18 protein-coding genes are annotated in these 23,266 nt (G+C 72.7%); 8 read left to right on the forward strand and 10 right to left on the reverse strand.

What is annotated here, in order from left to right:
• Positions 1–38: 38 nt before the first annotated feature.
• The gene (locus ABZ934_RS12580) at positions 39–2,273 is read right to left on the reverse strand and encodes a molybdopterin cofactor-binding domain-containing protein (protein WP_361312012.1); all 2,235 of its coding nucleotides are present in this window, start codon (positions 2,271–2,273) and stop codon (positions 39–41) included.
• A gap of 300 nt (positions 2,274–2,573) precedes the next feature.
• Here ABZ934_RS12580 and ABZ934_RS12585 point away from each other — a divergent pair, with 300 nt between their 5' ends.
• Positions 2,574–2,822 carry an SCO4226 family nickel-binding protein gene (locus ABZ934_RS12585; RefSeq protein WP_361312013.1) on the forward strand — a complete coding sequence of 83 codons (249 nt, stop codon included), beginning with the start codon at positions 2,574–2,576 and terminating at the stop codon, positions 2,820–2,822.
• 183 nt (positions 2,823–3,005) lie between these two features.
• Positions 3,006–4,433 (forward strand): SpoIIE family protein phosphatase, encoded by a 1,428-nt coding sequence (locus ABZ934_RS12590; RefSeq protein WP_361312014.1) that lies wholly within the window; start codon positions 3,006–3,008, stop codon positions 4,431–4,433.
• A gap of 81 nt (positions 4,434–4,514) precedes the next feature.
• Here ABZ934_RS12590 and ABZ934_RS12595 read toward each other — a convergent pair whose 3' ends face one another.
• Positions 4,515–5,999 (reverse strand): hypothetical protein, encoded by a 1,485-nt coding sequence (locus ABZ934_RS12595; protein WP_361312015.1) that lies wholly within the window; start codon positions 5,997–5,999, stop codon positions 4,515–4,517.
• Between the two features lie 231 nt (positions 6,000–6,230).
• Here ABZ934_RS12595 and ABZ934_RS12600 point away from each other — a divergent pair, with 231 nt between their 5' ends.
• Positions 6,231–7,355 (forward strand): aminoglycoside phosphotransferase family protein, encoded by a 1,125-nt coding sequence (locus tag ABZ934_RS12600; RefSeq protein WP_361312016.1) that lies wholly within the window; start codon positions 6,231–6,233, stop codon positions 7,353–7,355.
• 193 nt (positions 7,356–7,548) lie between these two features.
• The gene (gene kstD, locus ABZ934_RS12605; protein WP_361312018.1) at positions 7,549–9,345 is read left to right on the forward strand and encodes a 3-oxosteroid 1-dehydrogenase; all 1,797 of its coding nucleotides are present in this window, start codon (positions 7,549–7,551) and stop codon (positions 9,343–9,345) included.
• Positions 9,346–9,371: 26 nt separating this feature from the next.
• On the opposite strand, the gene ABZ934_RS12610 is transcribed toward kstD, so the two are convergent.
• The 6 genes from ABZ934_RS12610 to ABZ934_RS12635 all read right to left on the reverse strand — a co-directional run bounded on the left by ABZ934_RS12610 (position 9,372) and on the right by ABZ934_RS12635 (position 16,115).
• Positions 9,372–9,872 (reverse strand): hypothetical protein, encoded by a 501-nt coding sequence (locus tag ABZ934_RS12610; protein WP_361312019.1) that lies wholly within the window; start codon positions 9,870–9,872, stop codon positions 9,372–9,374.
• Positions 9,873–10,833: 961 nt separating this feature from the next.
• Positions 10,834–11,073, reverse strand: coding sequence for a DUF397 domain-containing protein (locus tag ABZ934_RS12615; RefSeq protein WP_361312020.1), 240 nt, complete (start codon positions 11,071–11,073; stop codon positions 10,834–10,836).
• Between the two features lie 123 nt (positions 11,074–11,196).
• The gene (locus ABZ934_RS12620) at positions 11,197–12,378 is read right to left on the reverse strand and encodes a thiolase domain-containing protein (protein WP_361312021.1); all 1,182 of its coding nucleotides are present in this window, start codon (positions 12,376–12,378) and stop codon (positions 11,197–11,199) included.
• Positions 12,375–13,445 carry a thiolase domain-containing protein gene (locus tag ABZ934_RS12625; protein WP_361312023.1) on the reverse strand — a complete coding sequence of 357 codons (1,071 nt, stop codon included), beginning with the start codon at positions 13,443–13,445 and terminating at the stop codon, positions 12,375–12,377. Before ABZ934_RS12625 ends, ABZ934_RS12620 begins: the two co-directional genes overlap by 4 nt.
• Positions 13,445–14,422, reverse strand: a complete 978-nt coding sequence (locus ABZ934_RS12630; protein ID WP_361312025.1) for an OB-fold domain-containing protein — start codon at positions 14,420–14,422, stop codon at positions 13,445–13,447. Before ABZ934_RS12630 ends, ABZ934_RS12625 begins: the two co-directional genes overlap by 1 nt.
• 892 nt (positions 14,423–15,314) lie before the next feature.
• Positions 15,315–16,115 (reverse strand): crotonase/enoyl-CoA hydratase family protein, encoded by an 801-nt coding sequence (locus tag ABZ934_RS12635; RefSeq protein ID WP_361312026.1) that lies wholly within the window; start codon positions 16,113–16,115, stop codon positions 15,315–15,317.
• A gap of 186 nt (positions 16,116–16,301) precedes the next feature.
• Between ABZ934_RS12635 and ABZ934_RS12640 the strand changes: the two genes are divergently transcribed.
• Positions 16,302–17,933, forward strand: coding sequence for an acyl-CoA synthetase (locus tag ABZ934_RS12640; protein WP_361312027.1), 1,632 nt, complete (start codon positions 16,302–16,304; stop codon positions 17,931–17,933).
• A 19-nt stretch (positions 17,934–17,952) separates the two neighbouring features.
• Here the strand turns inward: ABZ934_RS12640 and ABZ934_RS12645 are convergent, their stop codons facing one another.
• Positions 17,953–18,600 carry a DUF2278 family protein gene (locus ABZ934_RS12645; RefSeq protein WP_361312028.1) on the reverse strand — a complete coding sequence of 216 codons (648 nt, stop codon included), beginning with the start codon at positions 18,598–18,600 and terminating at the stop codon, positions 17,953–17,955.
• Positions 18,601–18,784: 184 nt separating this feature from the next.
• On the opposite strand from ABZ934_RS12645, the gene paaK reads away from it, so the two are divergent.
• The 3 genes from paaK to ABZ934_RS12660 all read left to right on the forward strand — a co-directional run bounded on the left by paaK (position 18,785) and on the right by ABZ934_RS12660 (position 22,031).
• Positions 18,785–20,137, forward strand: coding sequence for a phenylacetate--CoA ligase PaaK (gene paaK, locus ABZ934_RS12650; protein ID WP_361312030.1), 1,353 nt, complete (start codon positions 18,785–18,787; stop codon positions 20,135–20,137).
• A gap of 187 nt (positions 20,138–20,324) precedes the next feature.
• Positions 20,325–21,101, forward strand: coding sequence for a YhjD/YihY/BrkB family envelope integrity protein (locus tag ABZ934_RS12655; protein ID WP_361312195.1), 777 nt, complete (start codon positions 20,325–20,327; stop codon positions 21,099–21,101).
• 66 nt (positions 21,102–21,167) lie between these two features.
• Positions 21,168–22,031, forward strand: a complete 864-nt coding sequence (locus tag ABZ934_RS12660) for an oxidoreductase (RefSeq protein WP_361312032.1) — start codon at positions 21,168–21,170, stop codon at positions 22,029–22,031.
• 38 nt (positions 22,032–22,069) lie between these two features.
• Here ABZ934_RS12660 and ABZ934_RS12665 read toward each other — a convergent pair whose 3' ends face one another.
• Complete coding sequence (locus tag ABZ934_RS12665; protein ID WP_361312033.1) at positions 22,070–23,245, reverse strand: ionic transporter y4hA; 1,176 nt, start codon at positions 23,243–23,245, stop codon at positions 22,070–22,072.
• Positions 23,246–23,266: the final 21 nt, after the last annotated feature.

A 23,266-nucleotide genomic window follows, 5' to 3' on the forward strand; every position in this document is an offset into this window, starting at 1 on the left:
GACTACGGCTTTGGCGACGGGCGACCGGGCGACCGGGCCTAGCGCGGGTAGGGGGTGAAGTCGACGTCGAAGGAGAGCGGGAAGGAGCGCGGCTTGGAACCGGTCGCGCGGGCCCAGGCGTTGGCGATCGCGCCCACGGCGGCGGGCACCCCGAGCTCACCGGCGCCACCCGGGTCCGTACCGGTGGCCGGGAGCACGAAGACCCGTACGTCTCGCGGGGTGTCCCGCTGCCGCGCCCAGTGGAACTGGCTGTAACTGCCCTCCAACGGCAGCCCGTTGTCGAGGTGCAGACCCGCGCGCAGGGTGGTGGAGATCGCATCGGTGAGGCCGCCGATCATCTGGGCCTCCACGCCGCGCGGATTCACGGGCAGGCCGACGTCGACCGTGATGACCGCCTTGGTGACCCGCACGCGCTTCGGGTCACGGGCGTCGATCTCGACCAGGCAGGCGGTGCGGGACTTGTACTCCTCGTGGAAGGCGATGCCCTGGGCGCAGCCGCCCGGCATCGGGCGCCCCCACGCGCCCTCCCGCGCGGCCTTGTCCAGGACCGCACGCTGCGCATCGGTCTTGAGGAACGCCCGGCGGAACCGGTAGGGGTCGCTGCCGGTGCGCGAGGCCAGTTCGTCGACGACGATCTCCTCCGCGCCCCGGGTGTTGGCGGAGTACACCGAACGCCAGGAGCCGGTGGGGACTCCGGTGGGGACCTCGGTGAGCGTCTGGGTGGTGAGTCCGAAGTGGTACGGGGACTTGATCGTCGTGAGGAACAGGATCTGGGCGAGGGTGGCGTTGCCCAGGCCCGGTGGCAGGCCGGCCGCGGTGGCGGTGATGATCTCGCCGAGTCCGTGCCGGAAGTCGGTCTCGGCGGCGGCGACGCGGTGCTCGAAGCTCAGCACCTCGCCGAGGGCGTACGTGGCGCGTATCCGGTGGTGGGTGGCGGGGCGCATCCGACCGTGACGGGTGTCGTCGACGCGGGTCCACATCAGCCGTACCGGCCGGCGGCACAACCGGGACACCCGGGCCGCCTCCAGGGCGGCGTCGAAGAAGAGTCGGCGGCCGAAGGACCCGCCGGCCTGGACGACGTGCACGGTGACCTTGTCCAGGGGCAGCCCGAGGTCGGCGGCGATGGTCTCGCGCGCGAGGATCGGGGATTTGAGCCCGGACCAGATCTCGGCGCGGTCCTCACGCACGTCGGCCACGGCCGAGTTGGTCTCCATCGGCGCGTGGCTGACGAAGGCGAAGTCGAATTCGGCGTCCACGTACGGGGTCGGCAGCGGCGGCAGCAGCGGGGACGGCGGGTTGACGGCGCGCAGCTTCGTACGGACCTGGGCGTCCGAGAGCCGGTCGGCCGGGCCGGGGCCCCAGGTGACCTGGAGGGCGGCCTTCGCGTCGAGGGCCTGGCCGAAGGTCTCCGCGACGACGGCGACCCCGGTCGGGATCGTCACCACGTGCAGGACGCCCGGCATGGCCTGGACGGCGGCGCGGTTGGCGATCTCGCGGACGCCGCCGCCCAGCGTGGGCGGGCGGCGTACGACGCACGGCTTGGCACCGGGTACGTCGACGTCGAGCGTGTACCGCTGGGCGCCGGTGACCATGGCGCGGGCGTCGATCCGCCCGGCGGACTTCCCGACGAGGGTGTGCCGGGCCGGCGGCTTCGGGCTCGCACCGAGCACCGGCAACGCGGGGTCTGCGGCGGCAGCGGCGAGGCTCCCGTAGTCGGCCGTGCGGCCGTCGGGGGCACGGACCGCGCCGTTCGCGGTGGTCAGGAAGGAAGGGGCGAGGTTCCAGCGGGCGGCCGCGGCCGCGACCAGCCGGGCCCGGGCGGTGGCGGCCGTCTGCCGGACCGGCCCATACAGGGAGCGGATGGAGTTGGAAGAGCCGGTGAGCTGGTTGAACAGCAACTCGGGGCGGGCGTCGTCGAGTTCGACCCGTACGTCGGCCAGGGGCGCGTCGAGTTCCTCCGCGACGAGGACGGCGACGGCGGTGGTCAGACCCTGCCCGACCTCCTCGCGCGGCAGCCGGAAGCGGATGGTCCCGTCCGTCTCCACAGCGAGGGCGAGCAGAGCGGCGGTGGGGGCTCCGGCGAGGATGAACAGGTCTCCGAGGTCCACCAGGTCGGCGATCGCGGGCAGGGTCGGTATCGCGGCGTCGGCGCGCTGCGGGGCGAGGGCGTCCGATCCGGCTCGGGTGACGAGGGCGAGGGTCGGCGCCGCGACGAGACAGGTGAGGAAGGAGCGCCGGCTGCGCCGGTCCGCGCTGGGACTCTGTCCGGTCATGTCGTCGTGTCCCCACCCTGCGCGGATCCACCGACGTGGACGCCATCGATGCGTTACCGGTGCGTAGCGTAGCGATCACCGGACGGGGTGGGAAGTGATCGCGCGGAGCGGGGTCCTTCGTTCGAGGGTCCCGCTGCCGGGTGATGACCGGCGCCCGGGAGCACCCGGAGCGCCCGGGGGCTCGCACTCCTCGCGCGTGTGCTCGAATCCACCCGATCGGACAGCGGTTTTCCGGCCGCAGGTGGACGATGGGAGGTGCGGGAATCGGACTCGACCGCGACAGCGAGGAGGTGTGGGGCGATGGCCACGTTCATGGACGTCCACACCGGCATGCAGGGAATCACCGCCGACCAGCTGATGGAAGCGCACCGGGCGGACCTGGCGATCGAGGCGCAGGAAGGCGTGCACTTCAAGCAGGCGTGGGCCGACCCCGAGTCGGGCACGGTGTACTGCCTGTCCGAGGCGCCGGATGCCGAGGCGGTCCGGCGCATCCACGAGCGGACCGGGCACCCGGCGGCCGAGATCCACCCGGTGCCGCTGGAGGTGTAGCCCCCAGCGGGGGGGTGACCGGAAACATTCGTACATACGAAGGAGGCCCCGAAGGCCTGCGGCATATGCCTTGAGCAACCCCGTAGCGGATGTTGCCAAACGCCTTACAGGCCGTCGCGGCCTGTGCAACAGTCGTTACCGGTCCTTCCTTCATGGCCGTGCCGCGCCTGTATCGGAGTTCTCATGCCGTCCCACCTGTTCGCGGACCGTCCCGCGCAGCCGCCCGAGCCGGGGTCGGTGGACGCACTGATTTCGCAGACCCGGCGCCTGCGGGGCGAAGTGGACGCCGTGCGCCGCGACACCGTCGTGGACGACGACGACGCCCAGGGCCGCTGGCAGCGGGCGCTGTGCGACCTCGCCGTCCACCACCTCGACGACCTGGGCCAACACCTCGGCCAGCTCAAGGAGGGCCTGCCGCCCGCGCCCGAGCAGTCCGTCGCGCCGCCCGGAGCGACGCCCGAACCCCCGGTAGAGGACCGCCAGACCCGGGTCGGCAGCGCCGAGTGGAATCTGCTGACGGACGAGGTGACCTGGTCCGAGGAGCTGTTCCAGATCTTCGGCCGGTCCCCCGAAGCCGGCGCGCTGCCCCTGGACGAGCTGGGTTCCACCCTGTTCTCCGAAGACCAGCCGCTGCTCACCGCGATGGTCACCGACTGTCTGGTGGACGGCAAGCCCATAGACGGCGAGTTCCGCATCGTCCGGGCCGACGGGCGGGTCCGGACGCTGCACATGAGGGGCGAGCCGGTACTCGACTCCGACGGCTGTACGGCATCGATGTGGGCCGTACTGCGCGACGTGAGCGAACTGCGCCGCAGCCAGCGCGCGGTGCGCGAATCGCGCGACTCGCTCCAGCGGCGCCGGGAGATCGCGCGGACCGAGCACCGGCTGGCGGTCGAGCTACAGGAAGCCGTACTCCCCCCGTGGCGCGGCTCCCTGCGGTTCCCGCACGACAGCACCGGCGCCCTGGACGTGGCGGCGCACTACATGCCCTCCGCCAGCAGCGCGCTGATCGGCGGCGATTGGTACGACGCCCTCGAACTGACCGACGGCCGCTCGCTGTTGACGGTCGGTGACCTGACCGGCCACGGGGTGACCGCCACGTCCGGGATGGCGATGATGCTCGGCGCCCTGCGCGGGATGGCCATGGCCGGCATCGAGCCCGGCCCGTTGATGGGCTGGCTCAACCAACTGCTGGAGACCTCCGTGCAGCCGGCGCTGGGTTCGGCGGTCTGCTGCCGTTACGATCCCGAGCTGCGCGTGCTGTCCTGGGCGCAGGCCGGCCACCCCGCGCCGTTGCTGTTCCGCGGTGGCCAGGGCCGCTCGCTCCGGCCGCCGGAAGGGGTGCTGTTGGGGGCGACCTCCGGGGCGGTGTACGGCCAGGCCGAGGAACGGCTGGAAGCGGGTGACGTGGTGGTCCTGCATACGGACGGACTGACTCCGCGCAGCATCGAGTTCAGCCGGGCGGACGGGAGCGAGCGGCTGCTCGCGCTCGCGCCGCGGCTCTCGGCGGCGCGGTCCGCGCAGGACTGCGTACGGATCGTGCTGGAGGAGTTCGGGGACAACGAGCGCGAGGACGACGCCTGCGTGCTCGTGGCCCGGATCGGCTTCTGACCACGCCCGACGGTCTACGGGCAAGAACCTTCCGAGAACCGGGTCTTCTCCGGGCCGCGCCGCCGGGCGCGGCCTTTCCCCTCAGACCGTGCTCGCCGCCACCGGGGTGTCCGGGAGGGCCAGCTTGATCTCCTCGCGCAGGTCCTCGATCCGCGGGTAGCCGGAGTACTGGCCGGTGAGCCGGTACATCTCGCGCAGTCGGTCCCATGTCCGGTGCGAGGACGTCTCGTTCATCGACACCAGGGCGAGCCGGGCGTACCGGTCGGCCTGCTCCGGGTCGTCGGCGATGAAGCAGGCCGAGGCCATGGAGATGTAGTCGAAGATCTGCGAACGCTGGTGTCCTTGGGCGCGCAGCCGCAGTGCCTCCTTGGCGTGGCGCTGGGCGATCGGCGCGGCCGTGGGGTCGTGGTCGGCCAGCGTCCGGAAGGCCAGCGCCTGCATCCCGTGCAGGTCCGCCTCGTCGAAGTGCTGCATCCAGGAGGGCGGCGGAACGTCGCCCTTGTCGGAGACGAAAAGGTCCTCGGCCTCCCCTAGGGTGCGGCGCATGGCCTGGCCCTTGCCCATGGCCGCCTGTGCCCACGCCTCGATGGTCTGGAGCATGGCACGGGTGCGCGGCAGGGTCTCCTCCCCGGAGCCCGACTTCGCCAGCTTCATCAGGTCCAGGGCCTCGTGGGGCTTGCCCAGGTGCACCATCTGACGGGCCGCCCGGGACAGGGCCTCGCCCGCCCGCGGCCGGTCCCCGCCCTCGCGGGCGGCGTGCGCGGCGATGACGAAGTACTTCTGCGCGGTGGGTTCGAGGCCGACGTCGTGGGACATCCAGCCGGCGAGGACTGCCAGGTTGGCGGCCACTCCCCACAGTCGGCGCTGGAGGTGGTCGGGATGGTGGTAGGCCAGCATGCCGCCCACCTCGTTGAGCTGGCCCACGACGGCCTTGCGCTGGAGTCCGCCGCCCCTGGAGGCGTCCCAGGCGCGGAAGACCTCGACGGATCGCTCCAGGGCGTCGATCTCCTGCGAGCCGATCGGGGCCGCCTCGTAGCGGTCGTACCCGGCGGGGTCGGCCTGGGCGTCCCCGCCGAAGCGGTGCGCGTCCTTGGCGGTGGCGGGATCGGTGTGCAGCCAGTCGTACATGGCGTTGCTGAGGACTGAGCCGGCGGTGAGCGCGGCTCCCGCGCCCATCAGACCGCGACGGTTGAGCATGAGGTCCATTCCCGTGAATTCGGTGAGGACCGCGGCTGTGCGTTCGGGCGCCCAGGGCACTCCGTCGGGGTTCTCCTGCACCCCGTCCGGCTGCCGCTTCGCGGTGCGCCGCTGCCGTACGAACCCGAGGTCCTCGATGGTCACGACACGACCGAGCCGCTCGGTGAACAGTGCTGCCAGTACCGTGGGCACCGGTTCGCGCGGGGTCTCCCCCATGTCGATCCAGCGCCGCACCCGCGAGGTGTCGGTGGCCAGTTGGTGGTGACCCATGGCGGCCGCCTGCCGGTTGACCATCCTCGCCAGTTCGCCCTTGGACCAGCCGGCCAGGCCGAACAGGTCGTTCAGACGGGTGTTTGGACCTTTGCTCACGTCAAGCCCCCAGGTTCTCGGCTGACTTGACACTAGCCCGCCGTCAGGTGCCCAGCGACTATTCGCCAGGGTTCGCCAGGGTCCGCCAGATGGTGTGCCACCCGCGACGGGGTGTCATGTAGGAATGCGCCTCCCCGACCCGGCCCCCGGCGGAACTCCCCAGGGTGAAGTACGGGATCCGGCGGGGCGGCGTACGCAACTCGTCGGCGCACGAAGGGAACCGTAAACGCCATGTACGCAGCAACGACCTCCGTGTCCGCCCCGGTCCGGCCGCACCGCACGCTCCAGGCGGGCGGCGGCCCCTACCTCGACCCCGGCCGGCCGGCCGCCCCGGCGCAGGGCGCCGTACGGGCCCGGCGGATGCCGGGGACCGGGGCCCAGCCGCTCAGCGGAAGAATCGACCTCTCGGGGCCGCAGGGCGCCCAACTGCGCACGGCGCTCGCCTCGGTGCAGCGGATCTGTCCCGAGTTCGCGCCCGTGCAGGTGCTGCGGCGCAGCGGCCGGTCGGTTCTCCTGGTGGGGACGACGGGCCGGATGACCGCCGTCGCGAAGGTTTTACTGGACCATTCGCCCGAGTGGCGCGAGCGGTACCGGCACGAAATAGCTGCGTACCGGGCGTTCGTCCGGCACCGTCCGCCGGTCCGGGTGCCGCGGCTGATCGCCGCCGACCCGGAGAACTGCGTCCTGGTCGTCGAGCGGATGGCGGGTCGGGTCGCGGCCCTGCAGCGGCATCCCGTCGAGGCCCCGCCGCGGGCCGACGTACGGGCCGCGCTGGGAGCGGTGTGCCGGGTGAACCAGTGGCGGCCGCCGGCCGAGTTGTTCGGGCACCCGCTGGACTACACGCGCCGGATCGCCCGCGACCACCAGCTCGGCTTGCTGACCGACCGGGATTTCGGCGACCTCCAGAAGCTGCTGCACGGCCTCAAGCTGGCCGGGACCTCCTGGCAGTTCAACCACGGTGACGCCCTGCTGTCGAACCTGCTGCTCTCCCCGGCGGGGCCCGTCCTGCTCGACTGGGAGCACGCGGGCTGGTACCTCCCGGGCTACGACCTGGCCACGCTGTGGACGGTACTGGGCGACGCACCGGCGGCGCGCGGCCAGATCAGCCGGCTGGCGCAGCAGCAGGGACCGGCGGTCAGGGACGCGTTCCTGGTGAACCTGATGCTGATCCTGACCCGGGAGATCAGGATGTCCGAGACGGCGGTGCAGCGCTCCATGCAGGCCACCGCCCCGATGCAGCCGCTGCCGGCGGGTGCCTTGTCCTCGGGCGAGGAGCAGCGGCTGCTGCTGCGCCGACTGCACGACGACTGCGGGATGGCCCGCAGGGCGGTCCGTGCGGTGGTCGGCACCCGCTGACGCACCGCGCCCCCCGTACGCGAGGTCCCGTGGCTCCCACCGCCGCGGGGCCTCGCTCGTGTGCGTACCGGGGCGGCGCCATCAGGGTGGCCGAGTCGAGGGCCTTGACATCACATGATCCTCCGAACAGGTTTCTGACACAGCATCAGACGTGCTGGAGCCGTCACCCCCTCCCACTCCCCGGAGCCCGCCCATGTCCGCACGGTCCGATCACGCACGCGCCCCGTTCCCCGCCCGCCGGACGGTCCTCGCCGGTACCGGGGCCGGGGTGCTCGCCGCCACCGTGCTGCCGGCCGCCGCCGCGCCGGCCACGGCCGACAGCGCCTCCGACGGGGCTCCGCTCGGCGAGTACGACGTCGTCGTGGTCGGGTCGGGGGCGTCCGGGATGACCGCCGCGCTGACGGCCGCCGGGCGCGGGCTGAGCGTGCTGGTGGTCGAGAAGGCCTCCACCTTCGGCGGGTCAGCGGCCCGTTCGGGCGCCGGGATCTGGCTGCCGAACAACTCGGTGATCCTCGGGGCCGGTGTGCCGGACACCCCGGAGAAGGCCGCGACGTACCTCGCGGCGGTGGTCGGACCCGACGTACCGGTCGACCGGCAGCGGGCGTTCCTCGCCAACGGGCCCCGCATGCTGGACTTCGTCATGGCCCACAGCCCGCTGAAGTTCCGCTTCATGGACGGTTACAGCGACTACTACCCGAACCTGCCCGGCGGTCTGTCGAACGGGCGCTCCGTCGAGCCCGACCAGATCGACGGGAACGTGCTCGGCGCCGAACTCGCCCGGCTCAATCCGGCGTACATGCCGGTGCCCGCCGGGATGGTGGTGTTCAGCCAGGACTACAAGTGGCTCAACCTCGCGGCGGTCACCGCGAAGGGGCTCGCGGTCTCCACCGAGTGCCTGGCGCGGGGCGCGAAGGCGGCGCTGCGCGGGGAGAAGCCGCTGACCATGGGCCAGGCGCTGGCCGCCGGGCTGCGCGCGGGCCTGATGCGGGCGGGGGTGCCGGTGTGGCTGAACAGTCCGCTGGTCGATCTGGTCCAGGAGGGCGGGGCGGTCACCGGGGTGGTGGTGGAGAAGGAGGGCGTACGGGGGGTCGTGCGCGCCCGCAAGGGCGTGATCATGGGTTCCGGCGGCTTCGAGCACAACGCGTCGATGCGGGCCCAGTACCAGCAGCAGCCGATCGGCACCGAGTGGTCGGTGGGCGCGAAGGAGAACACCGGCGATGGCATCCGGGCAGGTCAGCGGGTGGGGGCGGCGCTCGCACTGATGGAGGACGCCTGGTGGGGGCCGTCGATCCCGTTGCCAGGCGAGCCGTACTTCTGCCTGGCGGAGCGGACCCTTCCGGGCGGACTGATGGTGAACGCGAACGGCACCCGGTTCGTCAACGAGGCGGCCCCCTACAGCGACGTGGTGCACGTGATGTACGAGAAGGACCGGGGCGCGACCGGCTCGCACATCCCGGCCTGGCTGATCGTGGACCAGAACTACCGCAACAGGTACCTCTTCAAGGACATCCTTCCGACGCTGGCCTTCCCGGACGCCTGGTACGAGGCGGGGGCCGCGAAGAAGGCCTGGACGTGGGACGCGCTCGCCGGGCAGATCGGGGTGCCGGCCGCTGCGCTGCGGGCGACCTTGAACCGCTTCAACGCACAGGCGTGGAACGGCTCCGACCCGGACTTCCACCGCGGTGACACGGCGTACGACCACTACTACACGGACCCCAACGTCCAGCCGAACTCGTGCCTGGCGCCGATCTGGGCGCCGCCGTTCTACGCCTTCAAGATCGTGCCGGGGGACCTGGGGACCAAGGGCGGCATCGTCACGGACGCGCGGGCGAGGGCGCTGCGGGCGGACGGCTCGGTGATCCGGGGCCTGTGGGCGGCGGGCAACGCCAGTGCGGCGGTGATGGGCCACAGCTACGCGGGAGCCGGATCGACGATCGGCCCCGCGATGACGTTCGGCTACGTGGCGGCGAACGACATCGCGGACGCGTAGGGGCGCACGGCGCCGCGCCGGGCCTCTCAGCCCTGCTGGAAGAGCTCCGCGGGGAGGGGCTTCAGCAGGGCGTAGAGGTCGTCGGTGATCGGGCGGTCCCAGCTGGCGATGGTGACCAGCACGTTGTCGCTGCGGTCGAACTGGACGCAGGAGATGCGGGACTCCGAGAGCTTGACCTTGCGCACGATGAGGAGGTTGTCGCCCTGCATGACGGGGCAGTCCTCGACCCCGGTGACCTCGACGTCCTCGTCGTTCTCCAGGGCGTCCAGGAGCTGGGCCACCTCGAAGGGGACCTGCTTGTCGGCGAGCTCCCGGGCGGGTGAGCCCTCGGGGAGGTTACCGATGATCATCGCGGGGCCGCGGCCGCCGAAGAGGTCGTAGCGGAGGAAGACACCCTGGCAGCTGCCGTCGGGGGCGGGGAGCAGCCCGGCCCCGAGGTTGCCCGGCCAGTCCCCCGGGTCCATGGCGAGGACGTCGAAGTCCGGGCCGGCGGGGGTGGCGGCGCGGTGGCGGCGGAGGAAGGACATGCCGCCATGGTACGTGTCCGGGCGGCTTTTCCGGCCCCGGGCCCCGCTTCCGCGCCGCGGCCGCGCCGGGGGCCGCCCCGGGGCGGGGCACGGCCTCGGCGGGGGCTCGGCGGGTGTCTCGGCGGGGGGGGCTCGGCGGTCCCGCCCGTGCCTAGACCGGCGGGACCAGCGTTGAAGTAGTGGTCGAGGCGGTCGGGGTCGCCGGTGACCGTCAACGCGGAGGCCTGCAGCCGTTGCCAGAGGAACAGCGCCGGCTCCGAGGCCGTCCCGGCGGCTTCGACGTCCACCGCACCGGCGGCACCGCGCTCCAGGAGCACCTCGTCCCCGGTAAAGGTGACCGCCCGGGACCCGGCGGCATCGGTTCGCCGGAAGCGGTACCGCTCCCCGGCGCCCGGTGGGGCGGACTTCCAGCCCCGCCGGGCCGGGGCCATCACCTCGAAGGTGTGGGGTACGGCCTCGGCCGCGATCCGGGCGCCGACGGGCGTCGGGGTGCCCGTGCCGGCCTCCGCGTCCCAGCGGTGAGCCCCAGGGCGGACCGCGCCCCGGGCGGCAGCCCGCCGCCCGGGTCCAGCGCCCTGCGGGCCGCCTCCCCGATCCCGCACCCGGGCAGGCCGGGACGGTCGAGCGCACCAGGAGGAGCCGGCCGCCGGGACGGTCCAGGAAGGCGCGGTACAGCGCGAGCAGGACGGCCAGGTAGGGGGCACGACCGCGCAGCACGTGGTGGATCAGCGCGCTCGCGGCGGGCGACAGCCGGTCCAAGGGCGGCAGTTCACGGGTCCATGCGGGCGGCCGGCGGCCGTCGAACGGTCCTCGTCGGGCGCGTAGAGCGCCGGGACGGTTACGCGACATCGCCCTTTCGGCGGTTGATCGTCATGCCGGCCATGATGGCAGAACGGGTCCGACCCCGCCAGGCACCGGGCCGCGGCTCCGCGCCCGGTGCCGGCGGTGGACCGCGCGGGCGTCAGGTCAGGTCGAATTCCCCGCCCCGGGCGTCCAGGACGAACTTGCGCCACTCGTCCGGCGCGAAGATCAGCGACGGGCTGTCGGGCCGCTCGCTGTTGCGCATCGCGATGAACCCTTCTACGAAGGCGATCTGTACGTCCCCCGCGCCCCGGCTGCTCGATCGCCAGTCGGCCCCGCTGAGATCCAGGTCCGGCTTTCCCCAGCCGGCGGGGGCCTGCGAAGTCATGCTCTCAGCCACGTGCGTGCTCCTCCCGGTACGTCGTCCGAGGGCCAGGTTAACCACGCGGACGGGCGCCGCACAGGCCCCGCAGAACGGGTCGCGCCGATGGGATCCCGCCGGGGCCGTCCGGCGCAACGTCCCTCAGGAGGTGGGCGGTTCGGACCCCACCAGCCACATCGCGAAGAACTGCGCCCCGCCGCCGTACGCGTGCCCGAGGGCCCGGCGGGCCCCCGCGATCTGGTGTTCCCCCGCCTGACCGCGTACCTGGAGGGCCGCCTCGGCGAAGCGGATCATGCCGGAGGCGCCGATTGGGTTGGTGGACAGGACACCGCCCGACGGGTTGACGGGCAGGTCGCCGTCGAGTTCGGTGACCCCTGCCTCGGTGAGTTTCCAGCCCTCGCCCTCCGCGGCGAAGCCCAGGTTCTCCAGCCACATCGGCTCGTACCAGGAGAACGGTACGTACATCTCCACCGCATCGATCTCCCGGCGCGGGTCGGTGATCCCGGCCTGCCGGTACACGTCGGCCGCGCAGTCCTTGCCCGCCTGCGGAGACACGAAGTCCTTGCCGGCGAAGAGGGTCGGCTCACTGCGCATCGCCCCGCCGTGGACCCAGGCCGGCGGCCGGGGCGAGCGCGCCGCGCCCGCCCGGTCGGTGAGCACCATCGCGCAGGCCCCGTCCGAGGAGGGGCAGGTCTCCGAGTACCGGATCGGGTCCCACAGCATCGGTGACGCCTGGACCTTCTCCAGGGTGATGTCGTGCTCGTGCAGGTGCGCGTACGGGTTCTTCAGCGCGTTGCGGCGGTCCTTGTACGCGACGAGCGAGCCGACCGTGTCGGGAGCCCCGGTGCGGCGCATGTACGCGCGCACGTGCGGCGCGAAGAACCCGCCCGCGCCCGCCAGCAGGGGCTGTTGGAAGGGCACGGGCAGCGAGAGGCCCCACATGGCGTTGGATTCGGACTGCTTCTCGAAGGCCACGGTCAAGACGGTGCGGTGCACGCGGGCCGCGACCAGGTTGGCGGCGACGAGCGCGGTGGACCCGCCGACCGAACCGGCGGTGTGGACGCGGAGCATGGGTTTGCCGACCGCGCCGAGGGCGTCCGCCAGGTACAGCTCCGGCATCATCACCCCCTCGAAGAAGTCGGGTGCCTTGCCGATGACGACGGCGTCGATGTCCGCCCAGGTCAACTCGGCGTCGGCGAGGGCGCGTACGGCGGCCTCGCGGACCAGACCGGCTATGGAGACGTCGCGGCGGGCGGCGACGTGCTTGGTCTGGCCGACGCCGACGACGGCCACGCGCTCCTTCGATGTGGCGGCCTTGCTCATGCTCGGTCCCCTTCCAGGACGGCGACCAGGTTCTGCTGGAGGCAGGGGCCGGAGGTGGCGTGCGCGACGGCCCGGTCGGACGCGCCGCGGTGGATGCGGGCGGCGGCTTCACCGATGCGGATCAGGCCGGCGGCCATGATCGGGTTGGCGGCCAGGGGCCCGCCGGACGGGTTGACGTTCACGCCCTCGTCGAGCCCGAGGGCCTTGCGCAGCACGACCTCCTGGGAGGAGAACGGCGCGTGCAGTTCCGCGGTGTCCACCGGGGCGTCGAAGAGGCCCGCGTGTCCGGCGGCGATGCGGGTCGAGGGCGAGTCGGTGAGGTCGCGCAGTCCCAGGCCGTGCGCTTCGATCCGGTGGTCGATGCCGGTGATCCAGGCGGGCCGCTCGCACAGCCGGCGGGCGGTGTCGCCCGCCGCCAGGATGACGGCGGCCGCGCCGTCGCCGATGGGCGGGCAGTCTCCGGTGCGCAGCGGCCGGACCTGGTAGTCGCCCTGCGGGACGGCGCCGGTGAGCTGGGCGTGCGGATTGCCGACCGCGGCGGAGGCCCGGCTGCGGGCGCCGATGGCGGCCAGAGCGGGCTCGTCGGTCTCGCCCGCGTCGATCAGCGCCTGCGCCTGGAGGGCGGCCAGGGCGACGGAGTCGGGCCAGAGGGGGGCGAGGTAGTAGGGGTCGAGCTGGCGGGTGAGGACGTCGCGCACCGATCCGGGGGAGGACTTCCCGTACGCGTAGACGAGCGCGGTGTCGGCTTCCCCGGTCTGGATCTTGACCCATGCCTCGTAGAGGGCCCAGGCGCCGTCCATCTCGACGTGGGACTCGGAGATGGGCGGCCAGGCGCCGACGCCGTCGAGGGTCATGGTGAACGAGAAGGCCCGGCCGGCCAGGTAGTCGCTGGAGCCGGAGCAGGTGAAGCCGATCTCGCCGGTCTTGAGGCCGGTGCGGGCCAGCACCTGGTGGAGGACCGGCATGACCATCTCGACTTCGCTGAGTTCGTCGGTGCGGCGCCGGTGGTCGCTCTGCGCGAAGGCGACGACCGCGACCTCGCGGGCGTACCTGTTCGTCGTGGGCATCAGATGAGCTCCTTGTACGCGTCGTAGTCCGCGTCCGGTTCGCCGGTGGGGCGGTAGTGGTCGGGGTACCGGCCGCCTTCGGTCCACACCGGTTCGACGCGCAGGCCCATGCGGACCTGGTCGTAGGGGATGCCGCCGATCCGGCCGTGGAGGGCGAGTCCCGCGCCGTCGAGGGCGATGTGGGCATACACGTAAGGGACTTCGATGTCGAGGTTGCGGGCCTTGATGTTGACGACGCAGTACGTGGTGACGGTGCCGGCCGGGCCGACCTCGACCTGGTCGGTGGTGGCGACGCCGCAGGTGGGGCAGGCGCCGCGCGGGGGCACGTACACCTTGTGGCAGGAGGGGCAGCGTTCGCCGACGGTCCGCCGCCCGGAGAGGGCGTTGATGTACGCGGTCTGCGCGCGGCCGGGGCTGTAGGTGTAGTCGAGCCGGGCCTCGGCGACGATGCCGGCGACGGGATCGGCGAACCGTCCGTCGTGCGGGGCGGGTCGTGGTTCTGCGGGGACGGGGCCTTCGTGGGGCTCGAAGCAGGCGATGTCGGTGATCGCACCGGTACGTTCGGCGGCCCAGCGGACGCGGACCCGCATTCCGGTGTGGACGGCCTCGGGGCCGGGTGCGTCGAGGGCGTGGAGGAGGGCGGTGTCGGCGCCGTCGAGCGTGACGAGCACCCAGGCGAAGGGCCGGTCCAGGGGCTGGTTGGGGCGCGGCTCGTCGTTCCAGGCCCAGGTGGTGACCGTGCCGGTGGTGGCGACCTGGACGAGCTCGCGGATCTCTTCGGCGGTGACGGGGTCGTACTCGACGGGCGGGACCATCACCTGTCCGGCGGTGGTCCGGACGCCGAGTACGACGCGGTCGCGCAGACCGGTGAGGAAGGCGCTCTGCACGGGCCCGAGGGACCGGGTGAACGGGAACTCGACGACGAGGGGTGCGCGCAACACCTCGGGCGGCGGCGCGGCGGCTTCGGCTGTGGTCATGGGCTGGGCTCCTATCTGAAGACACGACGGGTCACACCCCGGACACGGCCGGGCCGGTCCGATCCACCGGCCGGGACCGGGTCGGCGGTCGGCCGGGCCGGGTCGCCGGCCGGTCGGCCCGCGGCCGGGACCGGGTGGTGGGGCGATCGGGCCCCGGGTCGGTTCGGCACTCCGGCCAGGCGGCCGGGGATGGGTTGGCCGGTCGGTCGGCCGGAACAACCCGGGTGGTTGGTGCGGGTGGTCCTGCCGACCGGCGTCGGCCGTCCGGCCCGGCAGCCGAAGGAACCGGGTCGTTCCCCCGGTCGGTCGGACCGACCGGGGCGGCTGGAACGGCCGATCGGCAGGAGCCGTCCGGCGCGGCCGTCGCCCCTGCCCCGTCGGCGCAAGCCGAGGAACCCGACCGCCGGTCGACCGGGGTCGAGCAATCCGGCCCCGGGGTTGCTCCAGCCACCCGGCCGGCCGCGACCAACACGAGTGGCCGTCCCGCAGATGGGCGCGGGCCGGGCCGCGCGGCCGTCGGCTTCCGTCGTCCGCGCGGCCTCCCGGCAGGTCAGGGCGGCCGGGACGACCGGGGTCGGGCGATCCGGACAGGCGGCCGGATCCCAAGGGCCGTCGGTGCCGCAGGTGAACGATCGGGGCGGGTCGCTCCCGGTCCACGGCGATCGTCGGGAGGCGGACGCGCGCCATCCCGGGCGGGGCCCACCCGAGCCGCACGGGCGCGGCCGACGGCCGGCCCAACGTCGTACGCGACGCAGCGACTCGCCCCGGCCGCCCAGCCGTCCCGGTACCGGCCACCCGGCGGGCGCGCCCGCCGCGCCCCGGAATACCGACCCGGCCAGGCGGTACCGGCGTACCGGCCACGCCGCCCACACGCCCACCGCGCGGCCGGCGCTCAGGCCCGGCGGTAGCGCGGTGGGCGTTTCTCCGCGAACGCCCGGGCCCCCTCCTTCGCGTCGGACGTCTCGAAGATCGGCCACCCCCGCTTCAACTCGGCGGCCAGCCCCTCCGTCTCGGTCAGCTCCGCGGCCTCGTACACCGACGCCTTCACCGCCTCCACCGCCAGCGGTCCGCACGCGTTGATCTGTTCGGCGATGTCCAGGGCCCGCTCCAGCGCGGAGCCGTCCGGCACCACGCGCCCGATCAGGCCGATCCCGGCCGCCTCCGCCGCCGTGTACGGCCGGCCGGTCAGCAGCATCTCCAGCGCGTGGGTGCGCGGGATCTGCCGTGGCAGCCGTACCGTCGAGCCGCCGATCGGGAACAGGCCCCGCTTGACCTCGAACAGGCCGAACGTGGCCCCTTCGCCGGCGACCCTGATGTCGGTCCCCTGGAGGATCTCGGTGCCGCCGGCGACGCAGTATCCTTCCACCGCCGCGATCACCGGTTTGCGCGGCCGGTGGTGGCGGAGCATGGCCTTCCAGTGCAGGTCGGGGTCGGCCTTGAGCCGGTCCCGGTACTGGTCGCCCGCCATTCCTTGCCCGGCCAGCGCCTTGAGGTCCATCCCCGCGCAGAAGTCCCCGCCCGCACCGGTCAGGATCACCGAGCGCACAGCGTCGTCCGCGTCCGCTTCCAGCCAGCCGTCGTACAGTCCGACCAGCAGCGGCAGCGAGAGCGCGTTCTTCGCCTCCGGCCTGTTCATGGTGAGCACCAGCGTGGCGCCGTGGCGTTCCACGGTCAGGTGTTCCGTCCCACCCATTGCCGTCCTCCCGTCTGAAGACCTAGAACAGGTTGCAGGAGGGGAGGATGCAGTTCAATAGTTTTCTGACACACAGTCAGTTTTCTTGTTGCGCGCCTTCCCAGTTGACCGTCCCGCCGCTCTAATGACCGCCGAGCCGGGCCGGCCGTGGGGTCAGCCATGGACACTTTCGGGTCAGGAGGAACGGTGGAGTACAACCTTGCCGACCTGTTCGAGTCGGTCGTCGACGTGGTTCCCGACCGGGAGGCCCTCGTCTACGTGGACCACCCGGGCACCGGCGCCGAGCGCCGCCTGACGTACGCGGAACTGGACGCGGCGGCGAACCGCCTCGCGCACCACCTCCTCGACAGCGGTCTGAAGGCCGGCGAGCACCTGGGGCTGCACCTCTACAACGGCGTCGAGTACCTCCAGACGGTGCTGGCCTGCCTCAAGGCGCGGCTGGTCCCGGTAAACGTCAACTACCGCTATGTCGAGGAGGAGTTGGTCTACCTCTACAACGACGCCGATCTCGCCGCGCTCGTCTTCGAGGGCGAGTTCACCGAGCGGATTGCCGCCGCCCTCCCCCAGGCGCCCCGGCTCCGGCACCTGATCCGGGTCGGCGCGGCCCCCGAGGGCGCCCCGGAGCCCGGCATCGCGCCCGTCGCGTATGCGGACGCGGAGGCGGCCGGCTCCCCGGAGCGCGGCTTCGCGCCCCGCTCCCCCGACGACTTGTTCATCATCTACACCGGGGGAACCACCGGGATGCCCAAGGGCGTCATGTGGCGGGCCGAAGACCTCTTCTTCGCCGGGCTGTTCGGTGGCGAGCCGTCGGGCGAGCCGGTGAAGCGGCCGGAGGAACTGGCCGAACGCGTGGCGGCGCGCGGCGCGGGGCTCACGTTCTTCCCGGCGCCCCCGTTGATGCACGGCACGTCGACGCTGACCTCGTTCATCGCCTTCAACTACGGCCAGCGGGTGGTCATCCACCGCAAGTACGCGCCCGAGGAAGTGCTGCGCACCATCGAGAAGGAGAAGGTCTCCAGCGTGTCCCTGGTGGGCGACGCGATGCTCAGGCCGCTCATCGACGCGCTGAACGGCCCGCTCAGGGGGACGGACCTGTCCTCCCTGTTCAGCGTCTCCTCGTCCGGGGCGATCATGTCGGAGACGGTCCGGGCAGAGTTCCAGCGGCTGGTGCCGCACGTGGTGCTGCTCAACAACTTCGGTTCCTCGGAGTCCGGTTCCAACGGCCGCGCGGCGAACGACTCGGGGCCGGAGAAGGGGTTCCGGCTGGAGGTCAACGACCGTACGCAGGTGGTCGATCCGGTGACCCACGAGCCGGTGCCCGTGGGCCGGCCGGGACGCCTCGCGCAGCGCGGGCACGTGCCGCTCGGCTACTACAACGACCCCGTGAAGACCGCCGAGACCTTCTTCCGCAAGGGCGAGGAGCGGTGGGTACTGCTCGGCGACATGGCGACGGTGGACGAGAACGGGATCGTCACCGTGCTCGGGCGCGGCTCGCAGTGCATCAACACCGGGGGCGAGAAGGTCTATCCGGAGGAGGTCGAGCAGGCGTTGAAGTCGCACCCGGACGTGTACGACGCCTTGGTGGCGGGGGTGGCGGACCCGACGTGGGGCAGTCATGTCGCGGCGGTGGTCCAGGTGCGCGCGGGGGCGCCGGAGCCGACGCTGGAGGAGATCCAGGCACATTGCCGGACGCGGCTCGCGGGGTACAAGATCCCGCGCCAGCTCGTCGTCGCGCCCGCGATCCAGCGCTCCCCGAGCGGGAAGGCGGATTACCGCTGGGCGAAGGCGGTGGCCACGGAGGCGGACGCCACCAGCTGAGACCGCGGGTGGGCCGGCCTCACGCGGGGTGGCCGTCGGGACCGGTCCGGTCGGCCTGGGGGGAGAACTTGGAGAGGAAGACGTCGTACCAGCCGTCGTCCCTCCTGGTCATCGTCGCGCCGTCCTGCCAGGTCCCGTTGTCCGCCCACCACCGGCTGCCGTACGGATCGCCCTGGTTCTGGTGGATGTTGCGCATGCCCGGGCCGCCGTGGTCGAAGGCCTCTCCGAAGACCAGGACGGGCCGGCCGGGTACGAGGAGCGGCTCCAGCGCCTGTGAGGCTTCGAGGCAGGAGCCCGAGATCCAGGGGTGCGACGGGCCCGGCCGGCCAAGGAGGGTGCGCAGCCGGGCGATCGCGCGGCCGGGCCGGCCGGCCAGTGCGGGGTGGCGCTGGAAGTCGACGGCGCCCGATCCGGAGGTGCGGGCGAGGTCGTGATGGCCCGGCGCGAGCGCGGAGGCGGGTTCGAGCACGGAGGCTGCGAGGGTGAGGACCTTCCACTGCACGCAGATCGTGGGGTGCACGCTGTCGACGTCGACGGCGCACCGGTAGCGGCCGTCGGGCGTGTCGACCTCCAGGTTGACGCGGAACCAGCGGCCCCGCGCATCGGGTTCGCCGCGGAAGTGGCGGTGCAGTGTTCCGGACAGCACTCCGTAGTCGGCGAGCGGCATGCGGACAGTGAACCACCGCCGGACCCGAGGGGCGAACCGGGGCGGGGGCACCGCTCCCGCACCGCTCCCGCCCGGTCCTGCGGCACCGGCGGCACCGATCACTCGTTCGAGTCATTGCTTTGGCCCACGCTCTCCGGCAGGCTACCGAATGATCGGTCGGTACGTTTCACGATGGGGTGAGGACATGTCGGACTTCGCTGGTGAGGAGCGGGAACGAGACGGTCTGCCGGGGCGCGGCCCCGGGCTGGACGCGGGCGAGTCGTTGAGCGGTGACGAGCTGGCGGCCCTCCAGCTCAGCCGGTTGCGTGCCACCTTGCAACGGGTCTACGAACGGGTGCCCTTCTACCGCGACGCCTTCGACAAGGCCGGTGTGCACCCCGACGACTGCCGTTCCCTCGCCGACCTCTCCCTCTTCCCCTTCACCACCAAGGCCGACCTGCGCGACCAGTACCCCTTCGGGATGTTCGCCGTACCCCGTCCGGACGTGCGCCGCATCCACGCCTCCAGCGGAACCACCGGCCGGCCGACGGTGGTGGGGTACACCGAGGGGGACCTGTCGACCTGGGCCGATGTCGTCGCCCGCTCCATCCGCGCGGCGGGCGGACGACCGGGGCAGGTCGTGCACATCGCCTACGGGTACGGCCTCTTTACCGGCGGCCTCGGCGCGCACTACGGCGCCGAACGGCTCGGGTGTACGGTCGTGCCCGCGTCCGGGGGCATGACGGACCGCCAGGTCCGACTGATCCAGGACTTCCGGCCGGAGGTCATCATGGTGACCCCCTCCTACATGCTGACGCTTCTGGACGAGATGGAGCGCCAGGGCATCGACCCCCGCTCGACCTCGCTCCGTACGGGGATATTCGGCGCGGAGCCGTGGACGGAGGGGATGCGCCGGGAGATCGAGGACCGGCTGGGGCTCGACGCCGTGGACATCTACGGGCTTTCGGAGGTGATGGGGCCCGGGGTGGCGCAGGAATGCGCTTCGACGAAGGACGGGCTCCACATCTGGGAGGACCACTTCTATCCCGAGGTGGTCGACCCGATCACCGGGGCGGTACTCCCGGACGGCGAGCCGGGGGAGCTGGTGTTCACCTCGCTCACCAAGGAGGCCATGCCCGTCGTCCGGTACCGCACACGGGACCTGACGCGGCTGCTGCCGGGCACCGCCCGGCCGGCCTTCCGCCGGATGGAGAAGATCACGGGCCGCAGCGACGACATGATCATCCTGCGGGGGGTGAACCTCTACCCGACGCAGATCGAGGAGATCCTGCTGCGCGTCCCGGCCCTGGCCCCGCACTTCCAGCTCCGGCTGACCCGCGAGGGTCGGATGGACGCGCTGACCGTCCGGGTCGAGGCCCGGCGCGAGGTGGACCCCGCGCAACGGGAGGCGGTGGCCGCCTCGGTTGTCCGGGCCGTGAAGGAGGGCGTCGGGGTGTCCGTGCGGGTCGAGGTGGTGGATCCGGAGACGCTGGAGCGGTCGGTGGGCAAGATCAAGCGGATCCGGGACCTGCGGGAGGAGAAGCCGAGACGGGCCTGACGGCCACCGGGGAGCGGAGCCCGCCGCGCGGGCGCCGGAAACCACCCCTTCGGGCCGTTTTCACCGGCGCCTCCGAGGCAATCGGGGTGCGGCCGGGTAGGTGAAGGGTGTGACCTCGAAGCCCCGTCCGCCGCACGACCGGCTCCGGGCCTCCCTCGTCGGGCTGGCCTGGAGCCGGGGGCGCCAGATGGAGCTGATGCACCGGGCGATGGGCTTCGCGGCCCTGGGGTTCCTGACCCTCGTACCGCTGCTGGTGGTCGTCGCGGCCGCCGCACCCGGCAGCGGCTCGGGCTTCGGCCGCTGGCTGGGCCAAGCCCTGGGGGTGACGGAGTCTTCGCGGGCCCGGGTCGAGATGCTGTTCAGCGCCGCCGACCTGGCGCTGGAGCGGACCACCGCCTTCGGTCTGGCCGCCCTCGCCGTCTTCGGCCTGACGTTCGGCTCGGCCGTCCAGACCGGCTACGAGAAGGTCTGGGACCTCCCGACCGCCCGCTGGCACACCATGTGGCGGCACGTCGTCTGGCTCGCCCTGCTCGTCTGCTACCTCGCCCTCCTCGTCGAGATCCCCGCCCCGTCGGAGGACGCGCTCGGCATCGCCATCGGCACCGTGAGCGACCTCGCGGGCACGGTCCTCTTCTTCTGGACCTCCCAGCGCCTCCTGCTGGGGGGCCGGGTGCGCTGGCGGGCCCTGTTCCCCGGGGCGGTCGCCACCAGCCTCGGCCTGCTCGGCCTGCGTGCCTTCTCCCAATTGGTGTTCTCCCCGCTGATCGCGTCCAGCGCCGTCACCTACGGGCCTTTCGGCACCCTGCTCGTCGTCCAGTCCTGGCTGGTCGGTGTCGGCTTCGTCGTCTACGGCGGCTCCCTCGTGGGCCGCCTGGCCCACGAACGGCTCACCCTGCGCCGGCTGCGCCGGTCCGGCGCGGTCACCGACGAGGGGCCGGATGCCACCGGTCCCGGAAGCGGCTGACGCGGCGGCCCCTCCGGTGCGAGGATCAGCGGTGATCACTAACGCCGGTCACTCACAGGGGGATTGATGACGACGCAGTATCCGACGGGCGCGTCCGAAAGTCGGGTCTGGCTGATCACCGGGGCGTCCTCCGGGTTCGGCCTGATCCTGGCCGAGGCGGCGCTGGCCGCCGGTGACACGGTCGTGGCGGCCGCCCGCCGCACCGGCACCCTCGACGACCTGGCGGCCGAGCACCCAGGCCGGCTGGTCCCGCTGGCCCTCGACGTGACGGACACGGCCCGCGCGCAGGAGGCCGTGGGCGGCGTCGTGGAGCGCTTCGGCCGTATCGACGTCCTGGTCAACAACGCCGGCCGGGGTTTGATCGGCGCCGTCGAGGAGTCGACCGACGCCGAACTCCGCGAGCTGATGGACCTGCACTTCTTCGGCCCGGCGGCGCTCGTGCGCGCCGCGCTCCCCCACATGCGGTCCCGGAAGTCCGGCGCGATCGTGCAGATGAGCAGCATGGGCGGACGGCTGGCCTTCCCCGGCGTAGGGGCCTACTGCGCGACGAAGTTCGCCCTGGAGGGCCTGACCGAGGCGCTCGCGGGCGAGGTGGCCCCCTTCGGGATCAAGGTGCTGATCGTGGAACCCGGCTCGTTCCGTACGGGCTTCGCGGGCGGCGGCGCGCTGCGGTCCACGACCCCGCTCCCGGCGTACGAGGAGATCGTCGGCCCGGTCCGCGTCGGGCTCCCGGCGAGCGACGGCCACCAGCCCGGGGACCCCGTCAAGGCGGTCGCGGCGATCCTCTCCGCCCTGGACGCCCCGCAGACCCCGCTACGGCTCGTGCTGGGCAATGACGCCGTCGACTTCATCCGCGCCCACGACGAAGCCGTCCGCGCCGAAGCGGGCGCCTGGGAATCCGTCAGCCGGGGCACGGACTTCGGCGCCTGACCCCGCGACCCGTGAGCCCGTAGCCGCGGGACCCCGGGCTACGGGCTCACGGCCAGGAACAGGTAGGCGGCGAGGAGCACGACGTGCACCCCGCCCTGGAGCAGCGTCGCCCGCCCCGGCACGATCGTCAGGGCGCTGACCACCACCGTCAGCGTCAGCAGGACCATGTGGACTGCGCCGAGACCGAGCAGCAGTGGTCCCGAAAGCCAGACCGAGGCCAGCGCGATGGACGGGATGGTCAGGCCGATGCTGGCGATGGCGGAGCCGTAGGCCAGGTTCAGGCTGGTCTGCATCCGGTCCCGGCGGGCGGCGCGCACGGCCGCCAGGGTCTCGGGGGCCAGCACCAGCAGCGCGATGATCACACCGACGACGGCGTGCGGCAGTCCGGCGTCGGCGACGCCCCGCTCGATGGTCGGCGAGACGGCCTTGGCGTTGCCGACCACGGCGACGAGTGCGACCAGCAACAGACCGAGGCTGATCAGGGCGGTGCGGAAGCTCGGCGGTACGGCGTGGTCCCCATCCCCGTCGCCGTGCCCGTCCGCGTCGCCGTCTCCGTGACCGGCCACCGCCCGGGCCGCCGCTCCGACGGCCGGCCCCGACGCGCTCCCCCGCGTGTCCACCGGCAGGAAGTAGTCGCGGTGACGGACCGTCTGGACGGCGATGAACAGACCGTAGAGCGCGAGCGAGGCGCAGGCCGCGAAGGTCAGCTGGGCGCTGGAGAACTGGGGGCCGGGCTTCGATGTGGTGAACGTGGGCAGCACGAGGCTGAGCACGGCGAGCGTCGCGACGGTGGCCAGCGCCGCACCCGAGCCCTCGGCGTTGAAGACGGCCACCCGGTTGCGCAGCGCGCCGACCAGCAGGGACACACCGACGATGCCATTGCAGCTGATCATGACGGCGGCGAAGACGGTGTCCCGGGCCAGCGAGGAGGTCTTGTCGCCGCCGCCGGCCATCAGGGTGACGATCAGGGCCACCTCGATGATGGTGACGGCGACGGCGAGGACGAGGGAACCGAACGGTTCACCGACCCGGAGGGCCACCACCTCCGCGTGGTGGACGGCCGCCAGGACCGCGCCCGCCAGGCAGAGGGCGACCAGCGCCACCGCGAAGGCGGGCAGGTCGCGTCCCCAGCTCAGGACGAGCGCGACGAGGGCCACCACGGGGACCACGACGGTCCAGTCGGCCAGGGGCGTTCTGCGCGTTGCCGTACTCATATCGGCCAACTTGCCAGAACT

This window comes from Streptomyces sp. NPDC046557 (assembly GCF_040645975.1).
GTDB lineage: Bacteria > Actinomycetota > Actinomycetes > Streptomycetales > Streptomycetaceae > Streptomyces.

What these genes read in the sequence shown, in the direction of transcription:
- ABZ934_RS12580 (WP_361312012.1), bottom strand. Translation starts at nt 2,273, where the DNA reads ATGACCGGACAGAGTCCCAGCGCGGACCGGCGCAGCCGGCGCTCCTTC.
- ABZ934_RS12585 (WP_361312013.1), top strand. Translation starts at nt 2,574, where the DNA reads ATGGCCACGTTCATGGACGTCCACACCGGCATGCAGGGAATCACCGCC.
- ABZ934_RS12590 (WP_361312014.1), top strand. Translation starts at nt 3,006, where the DNA reads ATGCCGTCCCACCTGTTCGCGGACCGTCCCGCGCAGCCGCCCGAGCCG.
- ABZ934_RS12600 (WP_361312016.1), top strand. Translation starts at nt 6,231, where the DNA reads ATGTACGCAGCAACGACCTCCGTGTCCGCCCCGGTCCGGCCGCACCGC.
- kstD (WP_361312018.1), top strand. Translation starts at nt 7,549, where the DNA reads ATGTCCGCACGGTCCGATCACGCACGCGCCCCGTTCCCCGCCCGCCGG.
- ABZ934_RS12610 (WP_361312019.1), bottom strand. Translation starts at nt 9,872, where the DNA reads ATGTCCTTCCTCCGCCGCCACCGCGCCGCCACCCCCGCCGGCCCGGAC.
- ABZ934_RS12620 (WP_361312021.1), bottom strand. Translation starts at nt 12,378, where the DNA reads ATGAGCAAGGCCGCCACATCGAAGGAGCGCGTGGCCGTCGTCGGCGTC.
- ABZ934_RS12625 (WP_361312023.1), bottom strand. Translation starts at nt 13,445, where the DNA reads ATGCCCACGACGAACAGGTACGCCCGCGAGGTCGCGGTCGTCGCCTTC.
- ABZ934_RS12630 (WP_361312025.1), bottom strand. Translation starts at nt 14,422, where the DNA reads ATGACCACAGCCGAAGCCGCCGCGCCGCCGCCCGAGGTGTTGCGCGCA.
- ABZ934_RS12635 (WP_361312026.1), bottom strand. Translation starts at nt 16,115, where the DNA reads ATGGGTGGGACGGAACACCTGACCGTGGAACGCCACGGCGCCACGCTG.
- ABZ934_RS12645 (WP_361312028.1), bottom strand. Translation starts at nt 18,600, where the DNA reads ATGCCGCTCGCCGACTACGGAGTGCTGTCCGGAACACTGCACCGCCAC.
- paaK (WP_361312030.1), top strand. Translation starts at nt 18,785, where the DNA reads ATGTCGGACTTCGCTGGTGAGGAGCGGGAACGAGACGGTCTGCCGGGG.
- ABZ934_RS12655 (WP_361312195.1), top strand. Translation starts at nt 20,325, where the DNA reads ATGGAGCTGATGCACCGGGCGATGGGCTTCGCGGCCCTGGGGTTCCTG.
- ABZ934_RS12660 (WP_361312032.1), top strand. Translation starts at nt 21,168, where the DNA reads ATGACGACGCAGTATCCGACGGGCGCGTCCGAAAGTCGGGTCTGGCTG.
- ABZ934_RS12665 (WP_361312033.1), bottom strand. Translation starts at nt 23,245, where the DNA reads ATGAGTACGGCAACGCGCAGAACGCCCCTGGCCGACTGGACCGTCGTG.